At 55.0% G+C, this 22,276-nt stretch carries 20 protein-coding genes, 1 tRNA gene and 1 pseudogene; 9 read left to right on the top strand and 13 right to left on the bottom strand.

Features of this window, described 5'->3' with window-relative positions; translation table 11 throughout:
• Positions 1 to 7: 7 nt before the first annotated feature.
• From LG383_RS18585 to LG383_RS18605, 5 genes are all read left to right on the top strand, one after another.
• On the top strand, positions 8 to 1,333 hold the full coding sequence (locus LG383_RS18585; protein WP_106995599.1) for a PTS sugar transporter subunit IIC: 1,326 nt from the start codon (positions 8 to 10) through the stop codon (positions 1,331 to 1,333).
• 17 nt (positions 1,334 to 1,350) lie between these two features.
• Complete coding sequence (locus tag LG383_RS18590) at positions 1,351 to 2,736, top strand: glycoside hydrolase family 1 protein (RefSeq protein ID WP_225759889.1); 1,386 nt, start codon at positions 1,351 to 1,353, stop codon at positions 2,734 to 2,736.
• Positions 2,737 to 2,747: 11 nt separating this feature from the next.
• The gene (locus LG383_RS18595) at positions 2,748 to 3,050 is read left to right on the top strand and encodes a PTS lactose/cellobiose transporter subunit IIA (protein ID WP_072250852.1); all 303 of its coding nucleotides are present in this window, start codon (positions 2,748 to 2,750) and stop codon (positions 3,048 to 3,050) included.
• Between the two features lie 159 nt (positions 3,051 to 3,209).
• Complete coding sequence (locus tag LG383_RS18600) at positions 3,210 to 4,589, top strand: carbohydrate porin (protein WP_225759890.1); 1,380 nt, start codon at positions 3,210 to 3,212, stop codon at positions 4,587 to 4,589.
• A 221-nt stretch (positions 4,590 to 4,810) separates the two neighbouring features.
• A complete protein-coding gene (locus tag LG383_RS18605; protein WP_225759891.1) occupies positions 4,811 to 5,716 on the top strand; it encodes a DMT family transporter in 906 nt (301 codons plus the stop codon).
• A gap of 48 nt (positions 5,717 to 5,764) precedes the next feature.
• Here LG383_RS18605 and nepI read toward each other — a convergent pair whose 3' ends face one another.
• The gene (gene nepI, locus LG383_RS18610) at positions 5,765 to 6,955 is read right to left on the bottom strand and encodes a purine ribonucleoside efflux pump NepI (RefSeq protein ID WP_106995595.1); all 1,191 of its coding nucleotides are present in this window, start codon (positions 6,953 to 6,955) and stop codon (positions 5,765 to 5,767) included.
• A gap of 166 nt (positions 6,956 to 7,121) precedes the next feature.
• Complete coding sequence (locus tag LG383_RS18615; protein WP_106995594.1) at positions 7,122 to 7,574, bottom strand: DUF1198 domain-containing protein; 453 nt, start codon at positions 7,572 to 7,574, stop codon at positions 7,122 to 7,124.
• Between the two features lie 100 nt (positions 7,575 to 7,674).
• Here LG383_RS18615 and LG383_RS18620 point away from each other — a divergent pair.
• Together LG383_RS18620 and LG383_RS18625 are read left to right on the top strand one after the other, a co-directional pair.
• A pseudogene (locus LG383_RS18620) lies at positions 7,675 to 7,788 on the top strand (LysR family transcriptional regulator); the annotation flags it as partial.
• 87 nt (positions 7,789 to 7,875) lie between these two features.
• Positions 7,876 to 8,676 carry an MBL fold metallo-hydrolase gene (locus LG383_RS18625; protein ID WP_225759892.1) on the top strand — a complete coding sequence of 267 codons (801 nt, stop codon included), beginning with the start codon at positions 7,876 to 7,878 and terminating at the stop codon, positions 8,674 to 8,676.
• A gap of 3 nt (positions 8,677 to 8,679) precedes the next feature.
• Here the strand turns inward: LG383_RS18625 and LG383_RS18630 are convergent, their stop codons facing one another.
• Both LG383_RS18630 and LG383_RS18635 read right to left on the bottom strand, forming a co-directional pair.
• Positions 8,680 to 9,798 carry a threonine/serine transporter gene (locus LG383_RS18630; protein WP_225759893.1) on the bottom strand — a complete coding sequence of 373 codons (1,119 nt, stop codon included), beginning with the start codon at positions 9,796 to 9,798 and terminating at the stop codon, positions 8,680 to 8,682.
• A 59-nt stretch (positions 9,799 to 9,857) separates the two neighbouring features.
• The gene (locus tag LG383_RS18635; RefSeq protein ID WP_225759894.1) at positions 9,858 to 10,751 is read right to left on the bottom strand and encodes a hypothetical protein; all 894 of its coding nucleotides are present in this window, start codon (positions 10,749 to 10,751) and stop codon (positions 9,858 to 9,860) included.
• A 192-nt stretch (positions 10,752 to 10,943) separates the two neighbouring features.
• Between LG383_RS18635 and LG383_RS18640 the strand changes: the two genes are divergently transcribed.
• Positions 10,944 to 11,046, top strand: a tRNA-OTHER gene (locus LG383_RS18640).
• 343 nt (positions 11,047 to 11,389) lie between these two features.
• Here the strand turns inward: LG383_RS18640 and LG383_RS18645 are convergent.
• From LG383_RS18645 to rbsK, 8 genes are all read right to left on the bottom strand, one after another.
• The gene (locus tag LG383_RS18645; protein ID WP_225759895.1) at positions 11,390 to 12,394 is read right to left on the bottom strand and encodes an alpha/beta fold hydrolase; all 1,005 of its coding nucleotides are present in this window, start codon (positions 12,392 to 12,394) and stop codon (positions 11,390 to 11,392) included.
• 163 nt (positions 12,395 to 12,557) lie between these two features.
• Positions 12,558 to 13,949, bottom strand: a complete 1,392-nt coding sequence (gene uhpT, locus LG383_RS18650) for a hexose-6-phosphate:phosphate antiporter (protein WP_225759896.1) — start codon at positions 13,947 to 13,949, stop codon at positions 12,558 to 12,560.
• Between the two features lie 143 nt (positions 13,950 to 14,092).
• Positions 14,093 to 15,412 (bottom strand): MFS transporter, encoded by a 1,320-nt coding sequence (locus tag LG383_RS18655; RefSeq protein WP_166181035.1) that lies wholly within the window; start codon positions 15,410 to 15,412, stop codon positions 14,093 to 14,095.
• Entirely contained in the window at positions 15,405 to 16,910 is a 1,506-nt protein-coding gene (gene uhpB, locus LG383_RS18660; protein ID WP_106995590.1) for a signal transduction histidine-protein kinase/phosphatase UhpB, read from the bottom strand. Before uhpB ends, LG383_RS18655 begins: the two co-directional genes overlap by 8 nt.
• Complete coding sequence (gene uhpA / locus LG383_RS18665) at positions 16,910 to 17,500, bottom strand: transcriptional regulator UhpA (RefSeq protein ID WP_106995589.1); 591 nt, start codon at positions 17,498 to 17,500, stop codon at positions 16,910 to 16,912. The genes uhpB and uhpA overlap by 1 nt, the downstream gene beginning before the upstream one ends.
• 83 nt (positions 17,501 to 17,583) lie before the next feature.
• Positions 17,584 to 18,594 carry an aldose 1-epimerase family protein gene (locus LG383_RS18670; protein ID WP_225759897.1) on the bottom strand — a complete coding sequence of 337 codons (1,011 nt, stop codon included), beginning with the start codon at positions 18,592 to 18,594 and terminating at the stop codon, positions 17,584 to 17,586.
• 11 nt (positions 18,595 to 18,605) lie between these two features.
• Positions 18,606 to 19,922, bottom strand: a complete 1,317-nt coding sequence (fucP, locus tag LG383_RS18675; RefSeq protein ID WP_106995587.1) for an L-fucose:H+ symporter permease — start codon at positions 19,920 to 19,922, stop codon at positions 18,606 to 18,608.
• 29 nt (positions 19,923 to 19,951) lie between these two features.
• On the bottom strand, positions 19,952 to 20,872 hold the full coding sequence (rbsK, locus tag LG383_RS18680; RefSeq protein WP_106995586.1) for a ribokinase: 921 nt from the start codon (positions 20,870 to 20,872) through the stop codon (positions 19,952 to 19,954).
• A gap of 322 nt (positions 20,873 to 21,194) precedes the next feature.
• Here rbsK and LG383_RS18685 point away from each other — a divergent pair, with 322 nt between their 5' ends.
• The gene (locus LG383_RS18685; RefSeq protein ID WP_106995585.1) at positions 21,195 to 21,986 is read left to right on the top strand and encodes a DeoR family transcriptional regulator; all 792 of its coding nucleotides are present in this window, start codon (positions 21,195 to 21,197) and stop codon (positions 21,984 to 21,986) included.
• A 1-nt stretch (position 21,987) separates the two neighbouring features.
• Here the strand turns inward: LG383_RS18685 and ilvN are convergent, their stop codons facing one another.
• Entirely contained in the window at positions 21,988 to 22,275 is a 288-nt protein-coding gene (gene ilvN / locus LG383_RS18690) for an acetolactate synthase small subunit (RefSeq protein WP_039032259.1), read from the bottom strand.
• Position 22,276 lies beyond the last annotated feature (1 nt).

Raw genomic sequence — 22,276 nt, forward strand, 5'->3', positions numbered from 1 at the left:
TGTTCTCATGAGTTCGTTATATCAATCTATGGTTGCCGTCATTGAGCAGTCCATTGCGCCACTGGCAGGCAAACTGGGCCAGCAGAAGTATGTGATTGCTATCCGCGATGGCTTTACCGCCGCGCTGCCGTTTATGATCATCGGCTCGTTTATGCTGGTATTTATCTTCCCGCCGTTCTCTGCGGACACCACCAACAGTTTTGCCCGCGGCTGGCTCGATTTCTCCGAGACCTACCGCGAACAGCTGATGCTGCCGTTTAACCTCAGCATGGGAGTGATGACCTTCTTTATCTCCGTTGGGATTGGCGCCAGCCTTGGCCGTCAGTTTAATCTCGACCCGGTGATGTCGGGCCTGCTGGCCTTTATGGCGTTCCTGCTGGTAGCCGCCCCCTATGCCGACGGCAAAATCTCTACCCAGTATCTGTCCGGCCAGGGGATCTTCACCGCGCTGATCACCTCCATCTATGCCACCCGCGTTTACGCCTGGCTGAAGGATCATAAAGTCACCATCCGCCTGCCGAAAGAAGTGCCGACCGGCGTGGCGCGCTCGTTTGAAATCCTGATCCCGGTGGTGGTGATCATCGGTACGCTGCACCCGCTGAACCTGTTTATCGAAGCGCAAACCGGGATGATCATCCCGCAGGCGATTATGCACCTGCTGGAGCCGCTGGTTTCCGCCTCTGACTCCCTGCCAGCCATTCTGCTCTCCGTTTTGCTGTGCCAGATCTTCTGGTTCGCCGGCATCCACGGCGCGCTGATTGTCACCGGCATCATGAACCCGTTCTGGATGGCTAACCTCTCTGCCAACCAGGCCGCACTGGCTGCCGGTGCTGCGCTGCCGCACGTCTACCTGCAGGGCTTCTGGGATCACTACCTGCTGATTGGTGGCGTGGGCTCAACCCTGCCGCTGGCCTTCCTGCTGCTGCGCAGTCGCGTGACTCATCTGCGTACCATCGGCAAAATGGGCGTTGTGCCAAGTTTCTTTAATATCAACGAACCTATTCTGTTCGGGGCGCCGATCATCATGAACCCGATGCTGTTTATTCCGTTCGTGTTCGTGCCGATGATCAACGCCTGTCTGGCGTATACCGCCACCAAACTCGGCTGGCTGGCCCAGGTCGTCTCGCTGACGCCGTGGACGACTCCAGCGCCAATTGGTGCCTCCTGGGCGGCAAACTGGGCTCTCAGTCCGGTGGTGATGTGCGTCATTTGTATGGTCATGTCGGCGGTGATGTATTTACCGTTCCTGCGTGCTTATGAGCGTTCTTTAATGAAAACCGAAGAACAAAAAGCGCAGGCAACCGTAGGTGCAGCAGAGACCGTCGGGAATTAAGTCAAAGAGGACGTTTTATGAAATATGCATTTCCCGAAAACTTCTGGTGGGGTAGCGCCTGTTCTGCACTGCAAACCGAAGGGGAAAGCCAGGGCAGTGGCAAGGGATTAACCACCTGGGATCACTGGTTCGCGACCGAGCCGAATCGCTTTCACAATGGGGTAGGGCCGCAGAATACCTCCACGTTTTATCAGCACTGGAAAGCCGACATTCAGCTGTTAAAGCAGTTGAACCACAATAGCTTTCGCACCTCGATAAGCTGGGCGCGTCTCATCCCGGAAGGCACCGGTGAAGTGAACCAGGAAGCGGTTGCTTTCTACAATCAGGTGATCGACGAACTGATTGCCCAGGGCATCAAGCCGTTTATCACCCTGTTCCACTTCGACATGCCGATGGCGATGCAGGAGATTGGCGGGTGGGAAAACCGTGATGTGGTGGCGGCCTATGCCCGCTACGCAGAAACCTGCTTTGAGCTTTTTGGTGATCGGGTGATGCACTGGTTTACCTTTAACGAGCCGATTGTGCCGGTAGAGGGCGGGTATCTGTATGACTTCCACTACCCGAACGTGGTCGATTTCCGTCGTGCAGCCACCGTGGCCTATCACACCGTGCTGGCCCATGCGCAGGCGGTTCGCGCCTTCCGCGCTGGCCATTACCCTGGTGAGATTGGCATCGTACTGAACCTGACGCCGTCCTATCCGCGCTCGCAGAATCCGGCGGACGTGAAAGCCGCGCACCATTGCGACCTGCTGTTTAACCGCAGCTTCCTCGACCCGGTGCTGTGCGGTGAATACCCGGCGGATCTGGTGGCGATGCTGAAAGCACACGATCAGCTGCCTGCCTGTCTGCCGGAAGACAGCGCTCTGATTGCCGACGGCAAAATCGACCTGCTGGGCGTGAACTACTATCAGCCGCGTCGGGTGAAGTGTCGTGATTCGGCCATCAACCCGCAGGCACCGTTTATGCCGGAGTGGTTCTTCGATAGCTACGAGATGCCGGGCCGTAAAATGAACCCGTATCGCGGCTGGGAAATCTACGAGCCAGGTATTTACGATATTCTCATTAACCTGCGCGATAATTACGGCAACCCACGCTGTTTTATTTCTGAAAATGGTATGGGCGTCGAAAACGAGCAGCGTTTTATTGAGAATGGTCAGATTAACGATCAATACCGTATCGAGTTTATTTCCGAACACCTTAAATGGCTGCATAAAGGTATTAGCGAAGGCTGTAATTGTCTTGGCTATCATATGTGGACATTTATTGATAACTGGTCATGGTGTAATGCATATAAAAACCGCTACGGTTTTATCCAGCTGGATTTAACCACGCAGCAGCGCACCATTAAAAGGAGCGGAGAGTGGTTTGCCGCCACCTCTATGAATAATAGTTTCGATATTTAGAGAAACCGATGATGATTGCCTTAGAAGAAGCCGTAATGGAAATCATCGTCAATGCTGGTCAGTCGCGCAGCCTGTGCTTTGAAGCACTGCATGCTGCGCGGCAGGGCAACTTTGACGAAGCGAAAAGCCTGCTGCGCGAAGCCGATGGCTACGCGCGCCAGGCGCACCATATGCAGACCAAACTTATCGAGCAGGATGCGGGCGAAGCCCGTCAGCCGATGACGTTAATTATGGTGCACGCCCAGGATCACTTAATGAACTCGCTGCTGGCCCGTGAATTATCCGAAGAAATTATTCACCTCTATCAGCGGTAATAATAAATACTGGCAATGGAGAGAGTGTTACGAGAATAGTGTAAAGCCTCTGTACCCTAAAAAATAAAAATCAACTTGTTCTGATGATAGCGACATATTCTGTCAATCCGGAACGGGGTGGTTATTGTCTGAATAAAATTTAAATATATTGAGATAACCATGAATATGATTAAAAAACTTCCATTAACAATGGCGGTTCTCGCCGCGCTTTGCCCAATTTCTGTTCTCGCGCAGGAATTTACGCAGGAGCAAATCGACGCCATTGTGGCCAAAGCGGTGGATAAAGCCCTGGCGGATCGCCAGGCAAAAATGGATGCCGCGGTGGCGAAAAAAGCCGACGTCATCACCGAACCCCAGAGCGCCGCCCAGTCCCCGGATATGGCGATCCCGTTCGGGATTAAATTTACCGGCTATGCCCGCTACGGCGCGCACTTCCAGGCCGCCGACCAGAAATACGTCGCGGTGGACGGCTCCTACAACGGCGCCTCGGCGATCGGCCGTCTGGGTAACGAAAGCAACGGCGGCGAATTCCAGCTCTCCAAAGCCTTTAAAGGCGAGAACGGGGCCATCTGGGACGTCAACGTGATGATCGACCACTGGGGCGACGAGGTTAACCTGAAAAAGGCCTACGCCGGGGTGACCAACATTCTGGAATCCAACCCGAACGCCTATCTCTGGGCAGGTCGTGACTTCCACCAGCGTCCGCAGCAGGGCATCAACGACTACTTCTGGATGAACCACGACGGCCAGGGCGCCGGGGTGAAAAACTTCGACATCGGCGGCGTGCAGTTTGACGTGGCCACCGTGGCGGCCGTGGAATCCTGTAGCCCGGAAGTGATGGATGACGAAGCCAACCCGTCGCGCATCACCTGTACCGGCGGCTCCGGCACCGGCGACAAAGGCAACTACGCGGCCACCTCCAAAATTCACGGCATGAAGCTCGGCCCGGTCGACCTGGAGCTGTACGCCAACTACGGCTTTGACTCGAAAGCCATCGACACCGACGAGCGGATGAACGCCTGGCAGGGCGGCGTGGTCCTGAGCCACACCAATGACAGCGGCGTCAACAAGGTGATCGCCCGTTACTCCGATAACTCGGACAACAGCGTGTTCAACAAAACCGAGGATCTGACCACGGTGTACGCCAGCTTCGAAGGGCTGCACAAGTTCACTCAGGCGACCCAGGTGGAGTACATTCTGGCCTTCCACGACTACGACAACAGCCGGGACAGCACCGACAACCGCAAGAACTACAACGCCATCGTGCGTCCGATGCACTGGTGGAACGACGTGCACTCCACCTGGCTGGAAGCGGGCTGGCAGCATGTGGATTACGACAATGGCGGGGATAACAAGGGCTGGAAGCTGACCCTGTCGCAGAACATCTCTATCGCCATGGGCCCGGAATTCCGTCCGATGCTGCGCTTCTACGCCACCGGCGGCAAGGTGGATAACGAGCGCACCGCGCGCGTGAACAACACCCGGGACGAAACGCTGGACGACTTCAACGTCGGCGCGATGTGGGAGGCGTGGTTCTAGGTAAAAGCAAAACGGCAACGCAACGTTACCGTTTTTAGTGTGTGCGCCCTCTCCCCGTGGGAGAGGGTCGGGGTGAGGGCATCAGACCGCACCGCATCTTGCAGCGCCGGGTGGCGCTGCGCTTACCCGGCCTACTAATTTTGTAGGCCCGCGCAAGCGCAGCGCCGCCGGGCAAGGCTCCCATGTTATGCTAGAAAAAAATCGACATAACAGGGGAGAACATGGGTTCCACACGTAAAGGAATGCTGAACGTCCTGATCGCCGCCATTTTATGGGGTAGCTCGGGGGTGTGCGCGCAGTACATCATGGAGAAAAGTCATATTTCCTCGCCTTATCTCACCATGGTGCGTCTGCTGTTTGCCGGGGTGATCCTGCTGACGCTCTCCTTCGTCCACGGCGACAAGATTTTCTCGGTCATCAAAAATCGCAAAGACGCCATCAGCCTGCTGATCTTCTCTCTGTTCGGGGCGCTGATCGTCCAGCTCACCTTCCTGGTGACGATTGAAAAGTCTAACGCCGCTACCGCCACCGTGCTGCAGTTCCTCTCCCCCACCATTATCGTGGCGTGGTTTGCGCTGGCGCGTAAAAAGCGGCCGGGTATTTTCGTGCTGGCGGCGATCATGACCTCGCTGATCGGCACCTTTTTACTGGTCACCCACGGCGATCCGACCTCGCTGACTATCTCTCCGGCCGCGCTCTGCTGGGGCATCGCCTCCGCCTTCGCCGCGGCGTTTTATACCACCTACCCCTCCACGCTGATTGCCCGCTACGGCACCCTGCCGATCGTCGGCTGGAGCATGCTGCTGGCCGGGTTAATGCTGACCCCGTTCTTTGCCGGACGCGGCACCACCTTCGTGGTCGACGGCAGCCTGCTGCTGGCGTTCTTCTACCTGGTGGTGATCGGCACGGCGGTGACCTTCAGCCTGTATCTGAAAGGCGCGCAGATGATTGGCGGACCGAAGGCGAGCATTCTGAGCTGCGCCGAGCCGCTGAGCAGCGCCCTGCTGTCGGTGATGTTACTGGGGGTGGCGTTCACCCTGCCGGACTGGCTGGGCACGCTGTTGATTGTGTCGTCGGTAGTGCTGATTTCGATGGATTCGAGAAGAAGGGTGCAGACATCCGCGTAGCCTGATGCCCTCACCCCGGCCCTCTCCCACGGGAGAGGGAGACAAGCATTACTGCGCTTTAACCTTACCCGCCACCAGCAGCGCGGTAATCAGCATTAATGTGCCGGAAATGACCAGCGGCGACGTCAGTCCCAGATGGTCGAGCGCAATGCCGCCCACCGCTGCACCGCAGGTGTTCGCCAGTTGGATCACCGCTACCTGAATCGACCCAGCTTTTTCCGCCTGATCGGCCAGCGAGCGGGTGATCCACGTCGACCAGCCCACCGGGATCAGCGCAAAGGCAAAGCCCCAGATAATCGCAATCGCCGAGGCCACCCACTTGTCGCTGCCCCACAGGATCAGCACGGCGGCGCTGACTGCCAACACCAGCGGCGCGCCTGCGAGAGCGAATTTCAGAGAGCGTTTCAGGAACTGCGCCGACAGCGAGGTGCCGACAAAGCTGGCGATACCGAAGCTCAGCAGTACCAGCGTCAGGCCATCGACGTCAAACCCGGCCATGGTCATAAACACCGGGCGGATGTAGGTAAAGAAGGCAAACTGCCCGGCAAACGACATAAAGATGGCGATCATCCCCGCCATCACGCCGGGGCGTTTCAGCAGGCTGAACATGTTCTGTTTGTGGTGTGCAGCTTCGCCCGGCAGCGACGGCAGCGCTTTCCAGACCCACAGAATACACAGCAGCCCCATCACGGCGGCACCGTTAAAGACGTTACGCCAGCCGATGATCCCCCCGAGGAAACTGCCCAGCGGCGCGGCGATCACCAGCGCGATGGAGACCGCGCCGAAGATGACGGAGAGCGCTTTCGGCACGGTACGCGCCGGCACCAGCCGCATGGTCAGCGAGGCCGACATCGCCCAGAATCCGCCCAGCCCCAGCCCGAGGCAGGCGCGCCCCAACAGCAGCAACATAAAGTTATCGGCAAAGGAGACCAGCAGGCAGGAGAGCGTCAGCAGGACAGAAAAGAGGATCACCACCTTGCGGCGATCGGTGGTACCAATCGCCTGGGTGATAAACAGGCTGGCAAACATAGCAACAAAGGCGGTAACGGTGACCGACTGGCCCGCCAGCCCTTCAGAAATGCCCAGATCCTGCGCCATCGGCGTCAGCAGGCTGACCGGCAAAAACTCCACGGTAATCAGGCAGGCGACGCAAAACGCCACGGAAAAAACCGCCGACCAGTTTGGGCGGGAGACCGCTTTAGCATGGGGCGAAGGGGCGGATTGGATCTGTTCTGTCATGGCATCACCTGAGGAGAAAACGAGCGGGAAAGCCGTGCAGTTTAACAGTTAAAGTGTGATCTATTTAACGTTTAGACAACTTTTGGCACTTTTTGCCGGGCGGCGCGGCGCTTGCACCGGCCTACGGGTTTTGTAGCCCCGGTAAGCGAAGCGCCACCGGGGAATATCAATGCAGGAAGAAGACCCCCTCTTCCGGCAGGAAGAGCTGGTTATAGCGCAGCTGGAAAGCGTTAAACTCGTACGGATCGGGCTCCATATCGCGCATAAAGCCGAGCGCCATGCGGATCTGGGCATCGGTGATCGGCGCGGCGAGACGCGCCTTGCGCAGCAGGCGATACCAGCTCAGCAGGTTGTTTTCACTGCTGTCGACAATGCACACCTGCCAGATCAGCAGCACCTGGGCGGCATTCTGCAGGTGCGCTTCGTCCGGGCGCTCCAGGTAGCGGATAAACTCATTCCCGGCGCTTTTGCCAAACTGGTCGATCATCGATTCTACGGGAACCGGAGTGATGCCCAGACGCTCGCTGAGACGACGAATCGCGCGCCGGGGTCCCGACGTCATGACGCGAAAGCCCACCACAAATACCACCGCCAGCGTAGCCAGCATTATCCAGACCATGAACTCTCCTTACGGTTAGTCGAGCATGATATCGGGAAATGCAGCGCGTCGACAGCGGACAACGTCGTATTAATGCACTGAAAACAGATGGTAGAGAATAATGAAAACGGATATCCGCACGCTGGATCTAAATCTTTTGAAAACTCTGGATGCCCTGCTGGATGAGCGCAGCGTCAGCCGGGCGGCATCGCGTTTATCCCTGACCCCGTCAGCACACCTGAAAAGGCGGGATATCAATGGTGTATTATGATGAACAACCGGACCGCCAGTAACGAATACTCACCTCAGGGAAAGAGAGAATATGCCCATAACAATCAGCGTCTTGCTGGAAAACCGACTTAACGCCAACGCTCAAAATTCGCTACGTGCTAAAGCTGGGCTCAGTCTGTTGATACAGGATAAAAATGATTCAATTCTGTTTGATACCGGACCTGATGACAGTTTCCTGCATAACGCAGCCCTGATGGGGATCGACTTGACCCACCTGACCGCAGTCGTACTTTCACACGGTCACTATGACCATTGTGGCGGTGTTCCGTGGTTAGCCGAGAATTGCCGGATCGTATGTCACCCCCTGGTGGCCAAAAAACGCTACTCGGCAGTAAGGTTTTCAGGCTTTACCGCCAGAATAAAAAAATTGTCGCTGAATAATGATTATTCACGTTATCGCATGGAGTACAGCAGTACCCCACTTCATCTTGGGGAGCGTTTTATTTGGTCAGGAGAGATCCCGGTAGCTCATCCGAGCGCGTATGGTGTTATTGGCGATAAAAATGCGACAGTGGACTATGTAAAAGATGAAGGGGTGTTGATCTATAAATCTGATCGTGGCCTGGTCATTTTTATCGGCTGTGGACATCGGGGACTCATTGATATTGTGCATCACTGTCAGAGAATAACCGGCATAAATCATATTCACGCCCTGTTCGGTGGTTTTCACCTGCGTAGCGCGTCCCCTCGGAAGCTCTGGGCTATCAGACAGTTTTTGCACGACCTTAACCCCGATAAAATAATGGGCTGCCATTGTACCGGTAAATGGGGGAGCTTGTGGTTGCCGAATTCAGTTACCCCGGCAACAGGCGATGTTTATGTTCTGGGTTAGGAACTAAATAAATAAGGTTGCTATTACTGCCATCCCACTAAACAGTACCAGGGAGCTGATTATTTTAATAAAAAATTTCCCTTTCATTATAAAATATATTGCAGGGATAAAGAACACCGTTGTAACTATGACTGGCATTGAACCATGAGCGATAATTTTCACTATACTTGGATTTGCAGTTCCTATTATTGTACATACGATAACATTACAACTCAGAATAGCCTTCTTTTTAAATTCAACGAAAGAACTGAGTCCGTCGATAACGCCAGTCAGGGTTCCTATATAGGCGCCAGCAGTGAGCAGACCAATAAGCAATGCTGCCCCGAACCACACGAACCTCTCACCGATAACAGTCGCAGCGTAAGAAAGTGCATCAATATTTTGATAGTTAATGGAATGTATGTCTTCCGGTGTTAGCAATCGACTAACGGCAATAACAAATAAAATAATAAAAGTAAATATAATTATTTTTCCAATAACTAGTTTTTGTCTTTCCGGAAATTCCGAACTTTTTATAAAACGTTGAATGCATGGTGTAAAATTAAATGTAAAAAGAAAAACAGGGAGTAATGTTAAATTTTTAAAAGAAAGAGAATCTGGTGAGTATAGCGATAGATATTTTACAGGTTGAAATAAAAAAAATATTATCATAGCCACAACAGAAACAATTGAAAGGAGCGCAATTCTCGAGATCAGTCTTTCAACTTCTGTATTGAAACAGAACCAAGCTATAGAGAGCGTCAAGCTTAATAATAGTGATACAAAAAACCTGAAAATCAGGCCATCATTATAAAAAGAAGTGACAACATTGACCATTGCTATAAAATTTATCATGACAATGATTATCATTGATATAATAAATAACAAACAAATTACCGATGCCTTTCTTCGGCCCAAAAAATCAGAAGAGGCTGCTAAAAAATCTTTTTCTGGATGAAAGCTAATAAAATTAAAAAAGAGATAGTGAGCCATCAGTGAAACCAGCATAGCGCCGGTAATAAAAACTAGAAAAGGAATGATCCCAAGTACAGTCGGGCCTACTGCTTGAGGTAAAAAAAATATACCAGCGCCAAAAGCAGTTGAAAAGAAAGTTACAGGCCAATATAGATCCGAAATTTTCATGGTATGTTTCATCTATAATTATTATGTCAGAGGTAAAGCTCTTTAGTCACTCATAGCTATTATTCAAAACAAGACTTCCCAAAAAAAACCAATAATGAAGGTAAAGAAAACTTATCATAGAAAGATGATGCAGCCCTGTATCCGTTAAGCACATTCATTCGCGAACATAGAGGAAATACGCCAATATGAGAAGTATAATTATCAAATATTTTATTGGAGGAAACTTTATATCTGATAGCCCTGAATGTGGCGGCATTGCCAGCAGCACAGGTAGGTTTGTTATCTTTTATGATAGCGAAGGTATGCTCATCAATATTCATTAACAAATTGCATCCTTGCCGATTAAATAAAGTACTCTTATCAACAGCGGTTTTTATATGTCTTTTAAATCGATCGGCCATAGTTTTTTCACTAACATAAAATGACCGGATATTTATACTGTGGCGCTTGATGATTTGTTTGATATATACATTAATACTTTCAGGGATAATATAAGGAGATGTTGCCATTTTTCTGTACTGATTAGCACCATCAATTTCATAACCATCATTTTTCTCCATATAAAAATCATTTATTTCCATGAGAAAATCAGGTTGAATATTTAGCTGCTCTTTTGATTTCACAATATAATCGATACAAAATTTGGCTGATTTTTCAACTTCAGGACTTACTGAAAATCGATCGTCCAAATTCACGACCGTATGTCCGCCTGATATTACAATATGTTCACTGAGATACCCCCTAGAAAGTTCTATTAGAACATCTAAATTACGGTCACCAACTTCATCAGAAAATACTTCCGTTACTCCAGACTCATCTGCTTTGTAAACAATGAATCTGTCCGCATCTTTCCATCCCTTTGTACAGTTGCACTTATAATCCTTAAAAATAACACTTTCAGCTGTCTTATAGAAGCTCTCATCCCTTAAGGTCAATATTTCAATATCAGCCATGATGTTTTTCCTCCCTAAAAAATATTAGACAATGTGAAACCTACATCAACCTTATTTGCATTTTTGCTACTTACGTCAAATAGTAGGAACTGAGTAAAAACAGATCCATAAATTGTGATGTGTATCCCAAAGAATAATTCAAAACCTTTTAGCCACGTTTATTGTGTGGTTTCATTATTGCGAATCAAATGCGGAGAGGTGGGCGAGTGGTTTAAGCCAGATTGAGGTAAATGAAAATTTTCCCTAGTCCACACGATTTATCGTGTCGTAGGTTCGAATCCTGCTCTCTCCGCCAAATTCTTGATGAATTTTCTTTTTAGAGCTTGGTTTGGATATCTCCCCCTTTAAAATACTTATTATTTTGTAGAATAAAATCTCTTTTTGGCATTCGCGTTACAAATACTTTTTTCTTGTTTAAAGCTATATCATCAACTTGGTTTGTATATAAAATCTTATAGATAACTTATTTATATTATTAATTTTCTCCTTAGGGGAAATATCCGTGTGATCAGGCTGCTTTCAATTTCTACGTACGCTTTTCAGGCACCGCGATCACTGTCATCAGGACAATACAGCCGATAGTAGCTACACCGCAATCCCGCGCAGACGTGGCTGCGCGGGCTAATGCTGGAAACCAGTCAGCGAGCCTGAAGCCCTTTCAATAGCGCCTCGTGGAAACGCTGCGGGTCCTGCATCTGCGGCGCGTGGCCCATATCGTTAAACTCCACCAGCGTGGCGTGCGGAATACGCTTAGCCGTCTCCTGGCCCAGCACCGCGTAGTTGCCGAGCGTTTTACGCACCTCCGGCGGGGCGAGATCTTTCCCGATGGCGGTGTTGTCCTTCGTGCCGATCATCAATAATACCGGCATCTTCAGCTCGCTGAATTCATAGAAAACCGGCTGGGTGTAGATCATGTCGTAGAGCAGCGCCGAGTTCCACGCCACACGCTCTTTGCCCGGCCCGTTATTCAGCCCGGCGAGCATAGTGACCCAGCGCTCGTACTCCGGCTTCCACTCTCCGGCGTAGTAGGTGTTTTTCTCGTACTCGCGGATCCCGTCGGCGCTGACTTTCAGCTCACGCTGATACCACTGGTCAACGGTGATATGCGGCACGCCGCGCGCTTTCCAGTCCTCCAGACCAATCGGGTTCACCATCACCAGCTGTTCCACCTGCTGCGGCCACATCAGGGCGTAGCGGGTTGCCAGCATGCCGCCGGTGGAGTGCCCGATAACCGTGACCCGATCGACGCCCAACGTTTTCAGCAACGCGTGGGTATTGTCCGCCAGCTGCTGGAAGCTGTACTGATACTGTTCAGGCTTGGTGGATTTGCAAAAACCAATCTGATCCGGAGCCACCACGCGATAACCGCTGTCGGCGAGGGCCCGGATGGTACCTTCCCAGGTTCCGGCGCAGAAGTTTTTACCGTGCATCAGCACCACGGTGCGGCCGTTGGCTTTTTCCGGCTTCACGTCCAGATAAGCCATATCCAGCGACTGATTTTGCGAGGTAAAGGTGAAGTGTTTCACCGGCCAGGGGTAGTCAAAGCCTTCCAGCTTCTCGCCGTAGGTGGGGGTATCAGCAGCTATCGCGGGTGAGGCCAGCGCCACCAGCAGCGCAAGGCAGGACAATCGTCGGGTCAACATGCAAGCTCTCCGTTAGCAAAAGGGGCTAAGGCTGCGCGAAAGGCGGCAGCGAAATAACACTGTAGAGCATGGCACGGAGCGGGTGTGTAAAGCGGGGTAAGGTAATCGGGGTACAAATGTAAAAAAGCCCGGCATCACGCCGGGCAAAACGTCACCTGCACACTCAGGCTGCTTTCAATCGTTGCACGCGTTTTTCGCGGCGAATTTTGCGCTCCTCCAGCACCGCGACCATCGCCATCAGGACGATACAGCCGATAGCTGCCGCATCCAGCGCCGCAAAGGTGCCTGCCCAGCCGGTCAAGCCGAAGATCGGCGTGCCGTCGGCGATCATTCCCAGACCGAGCTTGGCGAAGCTGTCGCCGATCAGGTAGGCGAAGGTGCCCTTGATCCCATCGGCAGCGCCGATCGCTTTTTTCGGTACAAAGCCCACCGCGGCCACGCCTATCAGCAGCTGGGGACCAAACACCAGGAAGCCGAGGGCGAACAGGGAAGCGAGATAGACATACTGGTTGCTGGCATGCTGGTAAACGCCCAGCGTGGCGATAATCAGCGCCAGCGCCACGCAGGCCACCAGTGCCCGCCGGCCATTGGCGAGATCGGAGAGCCAGCCCCACAGCAGAGTGCCGACCAGGGCTCCCACTTCAAACAGGGTGAAGCCCTGAATCGCCACCTCTTTGGAAAGTTTCAGCTCCTGGAAGGCATAGACGGTAGACCACTGGTCGATACCGATCCGCACCACGTACAGGAAGATGTTGGAGAAGCAGAGCAGCCAGATGACTTTGTTTTTCAGGACGTACTCAACGAAGATCTGCCATTTGGTCATCTCGTTCTCTTCGGTCTCTTTGTCCTCCTCGCTGAGCTCCTCGTCAAACAGCTCTTCGGCTTTACCCAGACCGTAGGATTCCGGGGAGTCACTGCCGTAGCGCAGGCCGATAAAGCCGACGATCAGGGCGATAATCGACGGGAAGATGAACATGCCGATCACATGGCCGTCGAACAACACGTTGGCCCCGAACAGCGCCACCCCTGCCGCACCCGCCCCACCGAGGTTGTGGGAGATATTCCACATCCCGAGATACGATCCACGCTTACGGCGCGGGGTCCATTTGGTGATGGTGGAGTAGCTGCACGACCCGCCGGTACTCTGGAAGAAACCGCTCAGGGCATAGAAGGCGATCATCATAAACAGGCTGACCGAGCCCGCGCCCATGCTGGCGCTGAAGCCGAGCATACAGATGGCGGAGAGGATCAGCATAAACGGCAGGAACTGCTTGGTATTTTTGCCGTCGGCATAATAGGAAACCAGGGTTTTACCCACCCCGTAGGTGATAGAGAAACCGAGGCCAATCATCCCCAGCTGGGTCATGCTCAGCCCGTAGGTGGAGATCATGTCGTTCTGGGCGATGTTAAAGTTCTTGCGGATCAAATACATGGTCAGGTAGCCGATAAAGACCACCAGATAGGACTGCATGAAGGGTTTGAACCACATTTTGCGCCGCACATCGAGCGGCAGATCCAGGGTCGGCTTGCGCACCTGGTTGAGGAAGGCCAGCATGGTTTGCTCCTGAGCTGATTTTTTATACCTGCGAATGGCAGGCATTGTAAAAATCAGTCGGGAGCAACGCCTGAGACAGCGTCCAGGTGAAACCGGGAAAATATCTTAGTTTTGCCCCACTCGCGGCGAAAAGGTGAGGCGCATCACGCTTCGCTCACCTCACGCGGTGCCTGGGCGTTGAGGAACGGCAGCAGCAGCAGGGCCGAAATCCCCGCCGCGATGGCGATCACCGCAAAGAACCCGCTCCAGTGCCAGGTGTCGATCACCCGCGCCAGCGGCCAGCCGGAGAGCGATGCCCCGAGGTAGGCAAACAGCCCGACGAAGCCCGTCGCCGCGCCTGCCGCGTCCTTGTGCGAGCACTCTGCTGCCGCCATGCCGATCAGCATCTGCGGGCCAAAGACAAAGAAGCCGGTGGTGAAGAAGCAGGCCGCCTGCATCACATAGCTGGCAAAGGGCATCAGCCACAGGGAGCCGACCGAAAGCAAAATCCCGGCGGCGAAGATCAGGTTCATCGGCCCGCGGTTGCCGTTGAACAGCTTATCCGACCCCCAGCCCGCCACCAGCGCGCCGATAAACCCGCCCAGCTCAAACATCGATACCGCCGAGTTGGCGGTCACCAGATCCACGCCGAGCGTCTCGGACATATACAGGTTGCCCCAGTCGTTGATCGCCGCCCGCACCACGTAGACCAGCACGTAGCAGAGTGACAGCAGCCAGATCCAGGGGTTTTGCAGCACGTATCTGGTGAGGATCTCTTTGCGGGTCAGCCCCGCACCCTCCTGCTGCTGGGCGATCTCCAGCGCGTCATGCCGCCAGTCGCCCACCGCCGGCAGCCCCACGGTTTGCGGCCGATCGCGCAGCCGCCAGCATAAAAACAGCCCGGCAACGATGGCCAGACTCCCGGCAATCATCATCCCCGCACGCCAGCCGTAGTGCAGCGCCGCCGCGCCCACCACGATGGGGATCAACGCCCCGCCGACGTTATGTGCCGTATTCCATATCGCCCACCAGCCGCCGCGCTCGTTGCGCGAGTACCAGGCCGTGAGCAGGCGGGCGCAAACCGGCGCGCCCCAGCCCTGGAAAAAGGCGTTCAGCGCCCACAGCAGGGCAAAGGCCCACAGCGAGGTCGAAAAGCCGAACAGGATGTTCACTACCCCGGTGGCGATCAGCCCGATGCCCATAAAATAGCGGGCGTTGGAGCGGTCGCTGACGATGCCGGAGAAAAACTTCGACAGGCCGTAGGTGATGTAAAACAGCGTTGCCAGCAGGCCGATATCGGTGCGGGTCATCACTCCGCTGGCGAGGATCTCCGGTGCGGCGGCGTTAAAGCTTTTGCGGGTGAAATAGAACAGCGCGTAGCCGAGCCAGATGGTGATCAGGATATGGCGACGCCAGTAGCGATAGCGAGCGTCGATCTCGGCTTTGTCACCGATCGGGGCGGCGTTGGCGGGCGTTTTAAACATGATGTGTCCTTAGCGGCAAACTGACGCTGACGCGGGTGCCGTGGGTGCAGGAGATGGCCAGCGTGCCGCCAAGGGCCGTGACGCGCTCGCGCATCCCCGCCAGGCCAAAGCCCTGCTGACCGGAGCCGGGCGGCAGGCCGCAGCCGTCGTCTTCAATCACCAGCATCAGGCGTTCATCCTGCTGCCAGCCCTGCAGCGTCACCGCGCTGGCGCTGGCGTGCTTCACGACATTATTCAGCCCCTCCTGACAGACGCGGAACAGGGTAACGCGCTGGCCTTCGCTCAGCGCCGTCTCATCGATATGCCAGTCGAGATGGCTGACGATGCCGCGGCTCTCCAGCTCCATCTCGCGCATCAGGGAGCGTACCGCCTGCACCAGGGTCAGATCGTCCAGCTGGCGCGGACGCAGTCTGCCGAGCAGACGGCGCACCGAATCGTATACCCCCAGCGAGAGCTGTTCGATATGCGCCCCGCCCTGCTTCACGCCCGCGTTGTCGGGGGCCAGGCGCTGGACAATGCCCGCCTGGGTGCGGATAGCGGTGATGGTCTGGCCGATATCGTCGTGCAGCTCGCGGGCCACCTCGCGGCGGACATGCTCTTCGGTCTCCAGCAGCCGCTCGGCGAGACGGCGATTGCGCGCCAGCTCGGTTTGCAGGGACTGGTTTAGCTCGCGCAGGCGCTGGATGCCCGCCCCGAGCAGCAGCCCGGTCAGGCTCTGGGCCAGCAGGGAGAGGAGCAGATCCACCGGGTGGTCGTGCCAGGTCTGGCTGGCGATCAGCGCGATAGCGTTCATCAGGGTCGCGATCAGCGCCCCCTGCCAGCCGTAGTGCCAGGCCAGGGCGATAATCGGCAGCGCCAGACAGAACGGGGTAAAGCGCGACAGCTCGGCGGGGAGGCCAAGCTGCAGCCACAAGCTCACCACAAACAGCAGCAGATACCAGATGAGATGTCGGGCGCGCCAGTTCACCGGCTGGGAGACCAGCGCCGGGCCCAGCGGTTGCCAGACGGTGCTGGTGAGGTAATGCCAGATCACCAGGCATGTGGGTGCCAGCGTCAGGCCGCCGGTCAGGGTCAGCAGCAGGGCGTTAAGCATCTCCTTCTCGCCCACCCACGGCAGGGATTGCAGCAGCGCGGCGGCAATCAGCGCCGCCCCCTGGCGCAGGAGGGTGCGCCAGTCGCGCTGGTGACGATAGCGGGAGATCAGCGCCACGGAGATCAGCGTCAGCACGCTTCCGGTCATCAATAAGGGCAGATGGGCCAGCGCCACTTCCTGCGCCAGCCAGACCAGCATTAGCCATTCGGCCCCGAGCAGCACCGGCCAGTAGCCGCGCGGGCACTGCAGCATCAGCCCCAGCCGCAGGCCAAAGGGGAACAGCAGCACCGCCAGCTCCGGGCGCTCCACCAGGTGCAGGCTGATGCTCCACAAGCAGAACCACGCGGCGGAGAAGATAAAGAAGCTGGCGACCACCGCCACCAGCCGGGAGAAAAGCGTCTGCATTACCAGCCGTCAAACATGCGGCGAGCCAGCTCAACGTCGTTGCTGACGCCGAGTTTTTCCATCAGGTTGGCGCGATGAACGTGGACGGTTTTTGGCGACAGGCCAAGCTCAACGGCGATCTCCTTCACCGCCATCCCCTGGGCCAGCTTTTCCGCCACCTGGCGTTCACGTCGGGTGAGCGGATCCTGGCGTCCGGCCGCCAGCTTGATGGCGATATCCGGCGTCAGGTAGCAACCGCCAGTGGCGACGGTGCGCACGGCGGCAATCAGTTCGTCCGGGCTACAGCGTTTGGAGAGGAATCCGCGTGCGCCCGCGTTCAGCGCCTGCTCCACCAGCGCCGGGCTGTCGTGGACCGAAAGCATAATGGTCGCCATCCCCTTCGGCAGCTGGCTCAGCAGCTCCAGGCCGGAGAGATCCGGCATCGAGATATCGCAGATACAGACCTGCACCCCGCGCCCCGGCAGACCGGCCAGCGCTTCGCGACCGGAGCCGAACTCGGCCACCACCTGAAAATCGGGCTCCAGGCTCAGCAGCTGGGCAAATCCGGAGCGGACGATAAGGTGATCGTCGATAAGGGCGATGGTGGTCATGGTGAGATCCTGGCGGGATTAAAAAAACGCGCTTACCTTAGCGGCAAGCGCGTTGCTGTTCAAGCTATGAACGATTTACACCGTCAGAGGATGCCGGTGGTCACCGTAAAACTGCGCGTTTGCGCCGGGGCCAGCGAAATCAGGCTGCCGCTGCGCTCTGCCGCCAGGAACCCTTCCGGACGGCAGGTGGCCGGGAGCACGAAGGCGGCCACCTGCTGATCGCCGTTGTAGAGGATCCAGCGGGTGGCGTAGTTCAGCTCGGCACTGGCGAAACGGGTAATGAACGTGACGCCATCGGGCGCAATCATGCAGAATTCCGGGCTGTCGGTGTAGCGATCGAGCTGGTCGGCGAAAAAGACAATTTCCGGATCGTAGAATTGCGGTTCCGCGAGGGTGGTCAGCGTCGCTTCGCCCTGCTGCAGACGTCGGTTGAACGCCAGCCACTGTTCGGTCGGCTTCACGTGGGCCGGTATCGACTCGCGCAGCTGAATGGCCTCATCCGGTACGTTATGGCTGAAGGTCGCGCCTTCCACGTAGGCATAGTTCATGTGGCACATGTACTGGAGCGGCATCGGCACCGTCGCCAGATTGGTCACCGACATGGTGATATCGAACAGGGCGCTCTCTTTATGCAGTGTCACCGTCGGCTGGGCCTGATAATGATGACCGAATCCCATCACATATTCGTAGCGTCCGGCCACCCGCAGACTGTCGCCATCCAGCTCCAGCCAGGCGTCGTCCATCGACGCGCAGGGCATTTCGCCGTGCAGGGGATGGGTATCTTCCGGCGACGGGCAGCCGTTAGCCAGCAGCCCGGAGTGGAAGGCGAAGCAGCCATAGGTCTCGACCACCTCTTTTGCCGCTTTTGGCTGGCTAAACATGTTGCGCATCGTCAGGTCACGACCATCGAACTCCGCATCCCAGATCATCTGCCCCAGCCAGGGCAGGATCACCAGGTGACCGCGGCTGTTTTGCACCCGCAGCCCCTCCACGCCGCTGGCGTAGCGAAACGCCGTCACCGTGAAGTCGTCATTTTCCAGTAAAGCACGCGGCTGTTCGGTAAAGAGCGCCCGCCACAGGGGAAGTTTCGTCATGGTGATCATCCTCAGGAAGCGGTGGCTTCGGTCAGGTTGCGGCGCACTTTGCTCTCACGCCAGAAGTAGACGCCCACGTAGACAAAGCACAGCATTGAGACCAGGAACGAGGCCTGTAACGAATGGAACAGGTCAGCAACATAGCCCTGCACCGCAGGCACCACTGCCGCCCCGACAATCGCCATCACGATCACCGCCCCTGCCATCTCGGTATGCTCGTTGTCCACGGTGTCCAGGGTGCCGGCATAGATGGTGGCCCAGCAAGGTCCGAACAGAATGCTCACCAGCACCGCCGCATACACCGCACTGAAGCTCGGGGCCAGTGCTACGTAGACCAGCAGCAGCGCCCCAATCACCGAATAGAGGATCAGCACTTTTTCCGGGTTGAAGCGGGTCATCAGGATGTTGGCGACAAACTTGCCGATGAAGAAGCAGATAAAGCTGTAGACCATAAAGTTAGAGGCATCACGCTCGTTGATGTCTCCCAGCTCCAGCGCCAGTCGGATAGTGAATGACCACACCGCCACCTGCATCCCAACATAAAGGAACTGGGCCACAATACCGCGACGGAAGCGGGCGTTGCCGGCCAGGTAGCGCAGGGTATCCATCGCCGACGGGCGTTTATGCTGCGGCGTTGCCGCCACTTTACAGGTCGGGAAGCGGGTCAGCAGGAACAGCACCATCACCACAACCAGCACCATAATCATGTACTTGTAGGGTTCGAGGGTGTTATCCAGCATCAGGATTTTGAAGTTATGGATCTGCTCGGCATTCATCCCGGCCATCTGCTTCTCAAGACTGTCGCCTTCGGAGAAGACCAGATATTTACCCAGCAAAATCCCGGCCACCGCGCCGATCGGATAGAAGGTCTGGCTGACGTTCAGACGCAGGGTGGCGTAGGCTTTCGGGCCAATCATCGAGCTGTAGGTATTGGCCGCCGTTTCGAGGAAGCTCAGACCAATGGCGATGGCAAAAATCGCCGCCAGGAACATGGTGTAGGTTGCCATGTGCGACGCCGGGAAAAAGAGCGTACAGCCCACGATATAGAGCGTTAATCCGATTAAGATCGCCACTTTATAACTGGTTTTTTTAATCACCAGCGAGGCCGGAATAGCAATAAGGAAATAACCGCCATAAAACGCACTTTGCACCAGCGCTGAGGCAAAATTACTGAGTGCAAAGACGCTTTTAAACTGCGTAATTAAAATATCATTTAAAGCAGCAGCGCATCCCCATAACGGGAATAAGCAGGATAACAAAATAAACTGGAACAGAGGGGTTTTATTCAGATAGCCGTCAGGCATCTGAATGATGTTTTTATCGTTCATAGTGCTACCTTTTATTTCGCAGGGTTTTATTATTCGTTCAATGCCAGATACTCATTGAATTGTTCAATGCTGGGGTAAGACGACTGGGTGCCTTTCCCGGTGACGCTGAAGGCGGCAAACAGGGCGGCTTTTTTCATGGCGGCTTCAACATCGCCGCTCTGGACGTAGTAATGGGCGAAGCAGCCGATAAAGGCATCACCGGCCCCGCTGGTATCGATGGCATTCACTTTAATTGCCGGAACCGTGACTTCCCGGTCGCGCGTCATCCACAGGGCACCTTTTTCGCCCATGGTGACAATAATATTATTCAGCCCTTTATCCACCAGCGATCGCGCCGCGAGACAGATATTCTCGTAGGTATTTACCGGCATGCCGGTCAGAATTTCCAGCTCGGTTTCATTCGGCACAAAGAAATCACATTTGCAGGCATAAGACATATCTAATTCACGCAGTGCCGGAGCCGGGTTTAATAACACCTGAATACCGTGCTTTTTACCAAACTCAATAGCGTGATAAACCGTTTCGAGCTGCACTTCGAGCTGCAGAACAATAAGCTGACATTTTTTCAGATCGTCTGCCGCGCGATCGATATCTTCCGGCGAGAGGAATTTATTGGCACCCTTCACAATCAGAATGCTGTTGCTGGAGTTGGCGTTCACAAAGATCGGCGCCACGCCACTGCTGGTGCACGGCACTTTTTCCACATAGGTGGTGTTGATGCCCCAGGACTCCAGATTGCGGATGGTGTTATCGGCAAAAATATCGTCACCGACTTTGGTCAGCATCATCACCTTCGAATTGAGCTTGGCCGCCGCCACCGCCTGATTCGCGCCTTTGCCGCCACAGCCGATTTTAAACGCCGGGGCTTCGAGGGTTTCGCCCTCTTTCGGCATCTGATTAATGTAGGTGATGAGATCCACCATGTTGGAGCCGATAACCGCGATATCCATGTTTACTACCTCTCTGAAACAATCACACAACAATGATATTATCGTAACATTATCATGTTATTTTCGTATCATTTGTGACTGCGATCGCGATTAGCGGATCCGCCACGCTGTTTACTGTTTGAGCATTACGCAGCGGCAAAAGTGTGATGTAACAGCGATATTTTAAAATATAGCTATTAATTACAGTGGTTTGGATAGTTATCGCAGTTTGAGAAGTGACTTTTCTTTCCTGCCGGGCGGCAGTATAGTATGGCGCAACAAGAATGTTCCCGACGCATCATAAATGTGGTTTAAGGAACATCACACGGTACGGAGAGGGTGAATGGAGACGAAGCAAAAAGAACGAATCCGGCGTCTGGTTGAGCTATTAAAGAAAACCGATCGCATTCACCTGAAAGATGCTGCCAGGATGCTTGAAGTCTCCGTCATGACCATCCGTCGCGATCTCAGCCCGGATAACCATGACACCGTGCTTCCCCTGACCCTGCTGGGCGGCTATATCGTGATGGTCAATAAACCGGCCACCGCGCCTGCAACACCGGTGGTGCGCAGTCAGACTCACCATCCCGACGACCTGCCCATCGCCATTCTGGCGGCCGGCATGGTGGCGGAAAACGATCTGGTCTTTTTCGATAACGGCCCGGAAATGCCGCTGGTGATTAGCATGATCCCCGACGACATTACCTTCACCGGCATCTGCTATTCACATCGCGTGTTTATGGCGCTCAATGAGAAGCCCAACGCCACCGCCATTCTGTGTGGGGGCACCTATCGGGCTAAAAGCGATGCATTTTACGACACCAGCAATCCGTCGGTGCTGGACTCTCTGAACCCACGCAAGGTGTTTATCTCCGCCAGCGGCGTGCATGAGCACTACGGCGTGACCTGGTTTAACCTCGACGACCTGGCCACCAAGCGCAAAGCGATGCAGCACGGCATCCGCAAAATTCTGCTGGCCCGCTACGCCCTGTTTGATGAAGTGGCCCCCGCCAGCATCGGGCCGTTGTCGGCCTTTGATGTGCTGATCAGCGACCGCCCGCTTCCGGCAGACTATCCGGCCCACTGCCGGAACGGCTTTGTGAAGATCATTACCCCGGACGCCGCCGGGGAGTGATTTACTCGAAGAACACCGCAATTTTGTTAAACATGGTCGGATCGGACTGGTTACGCACCACTTTCACCACGTCCTCCAGCTTATCGATCTGGGCCATCATCTGCTCCAGGCGCTGATCGTCATTCACCAGCAGCCAGATGCGGCTGTGCTCGCTCCCCTGAATCGGCAGACAGAGAATGCCCTCCACGTTGAACGCCCGGCGGGCAAACAGCCCGCAGACGTGGGTCATGACCCCGGGATGGTTGCGGACGGTAAGCTCAAGGATGACGTTATCGTTTTGTTTTTGCATG

Origin of the sequence: Leclercia sp. Marseille-Q4284 (assembly GCF_916618945.1) — a bacterium.
GTDB classification, from domain to species: Bacteria; Pseudomonadota; Gammaproteobacteria; order Enterobacterales; family Enterobacteriaceae; genus Enterobacter; species Enterobacter tamurae.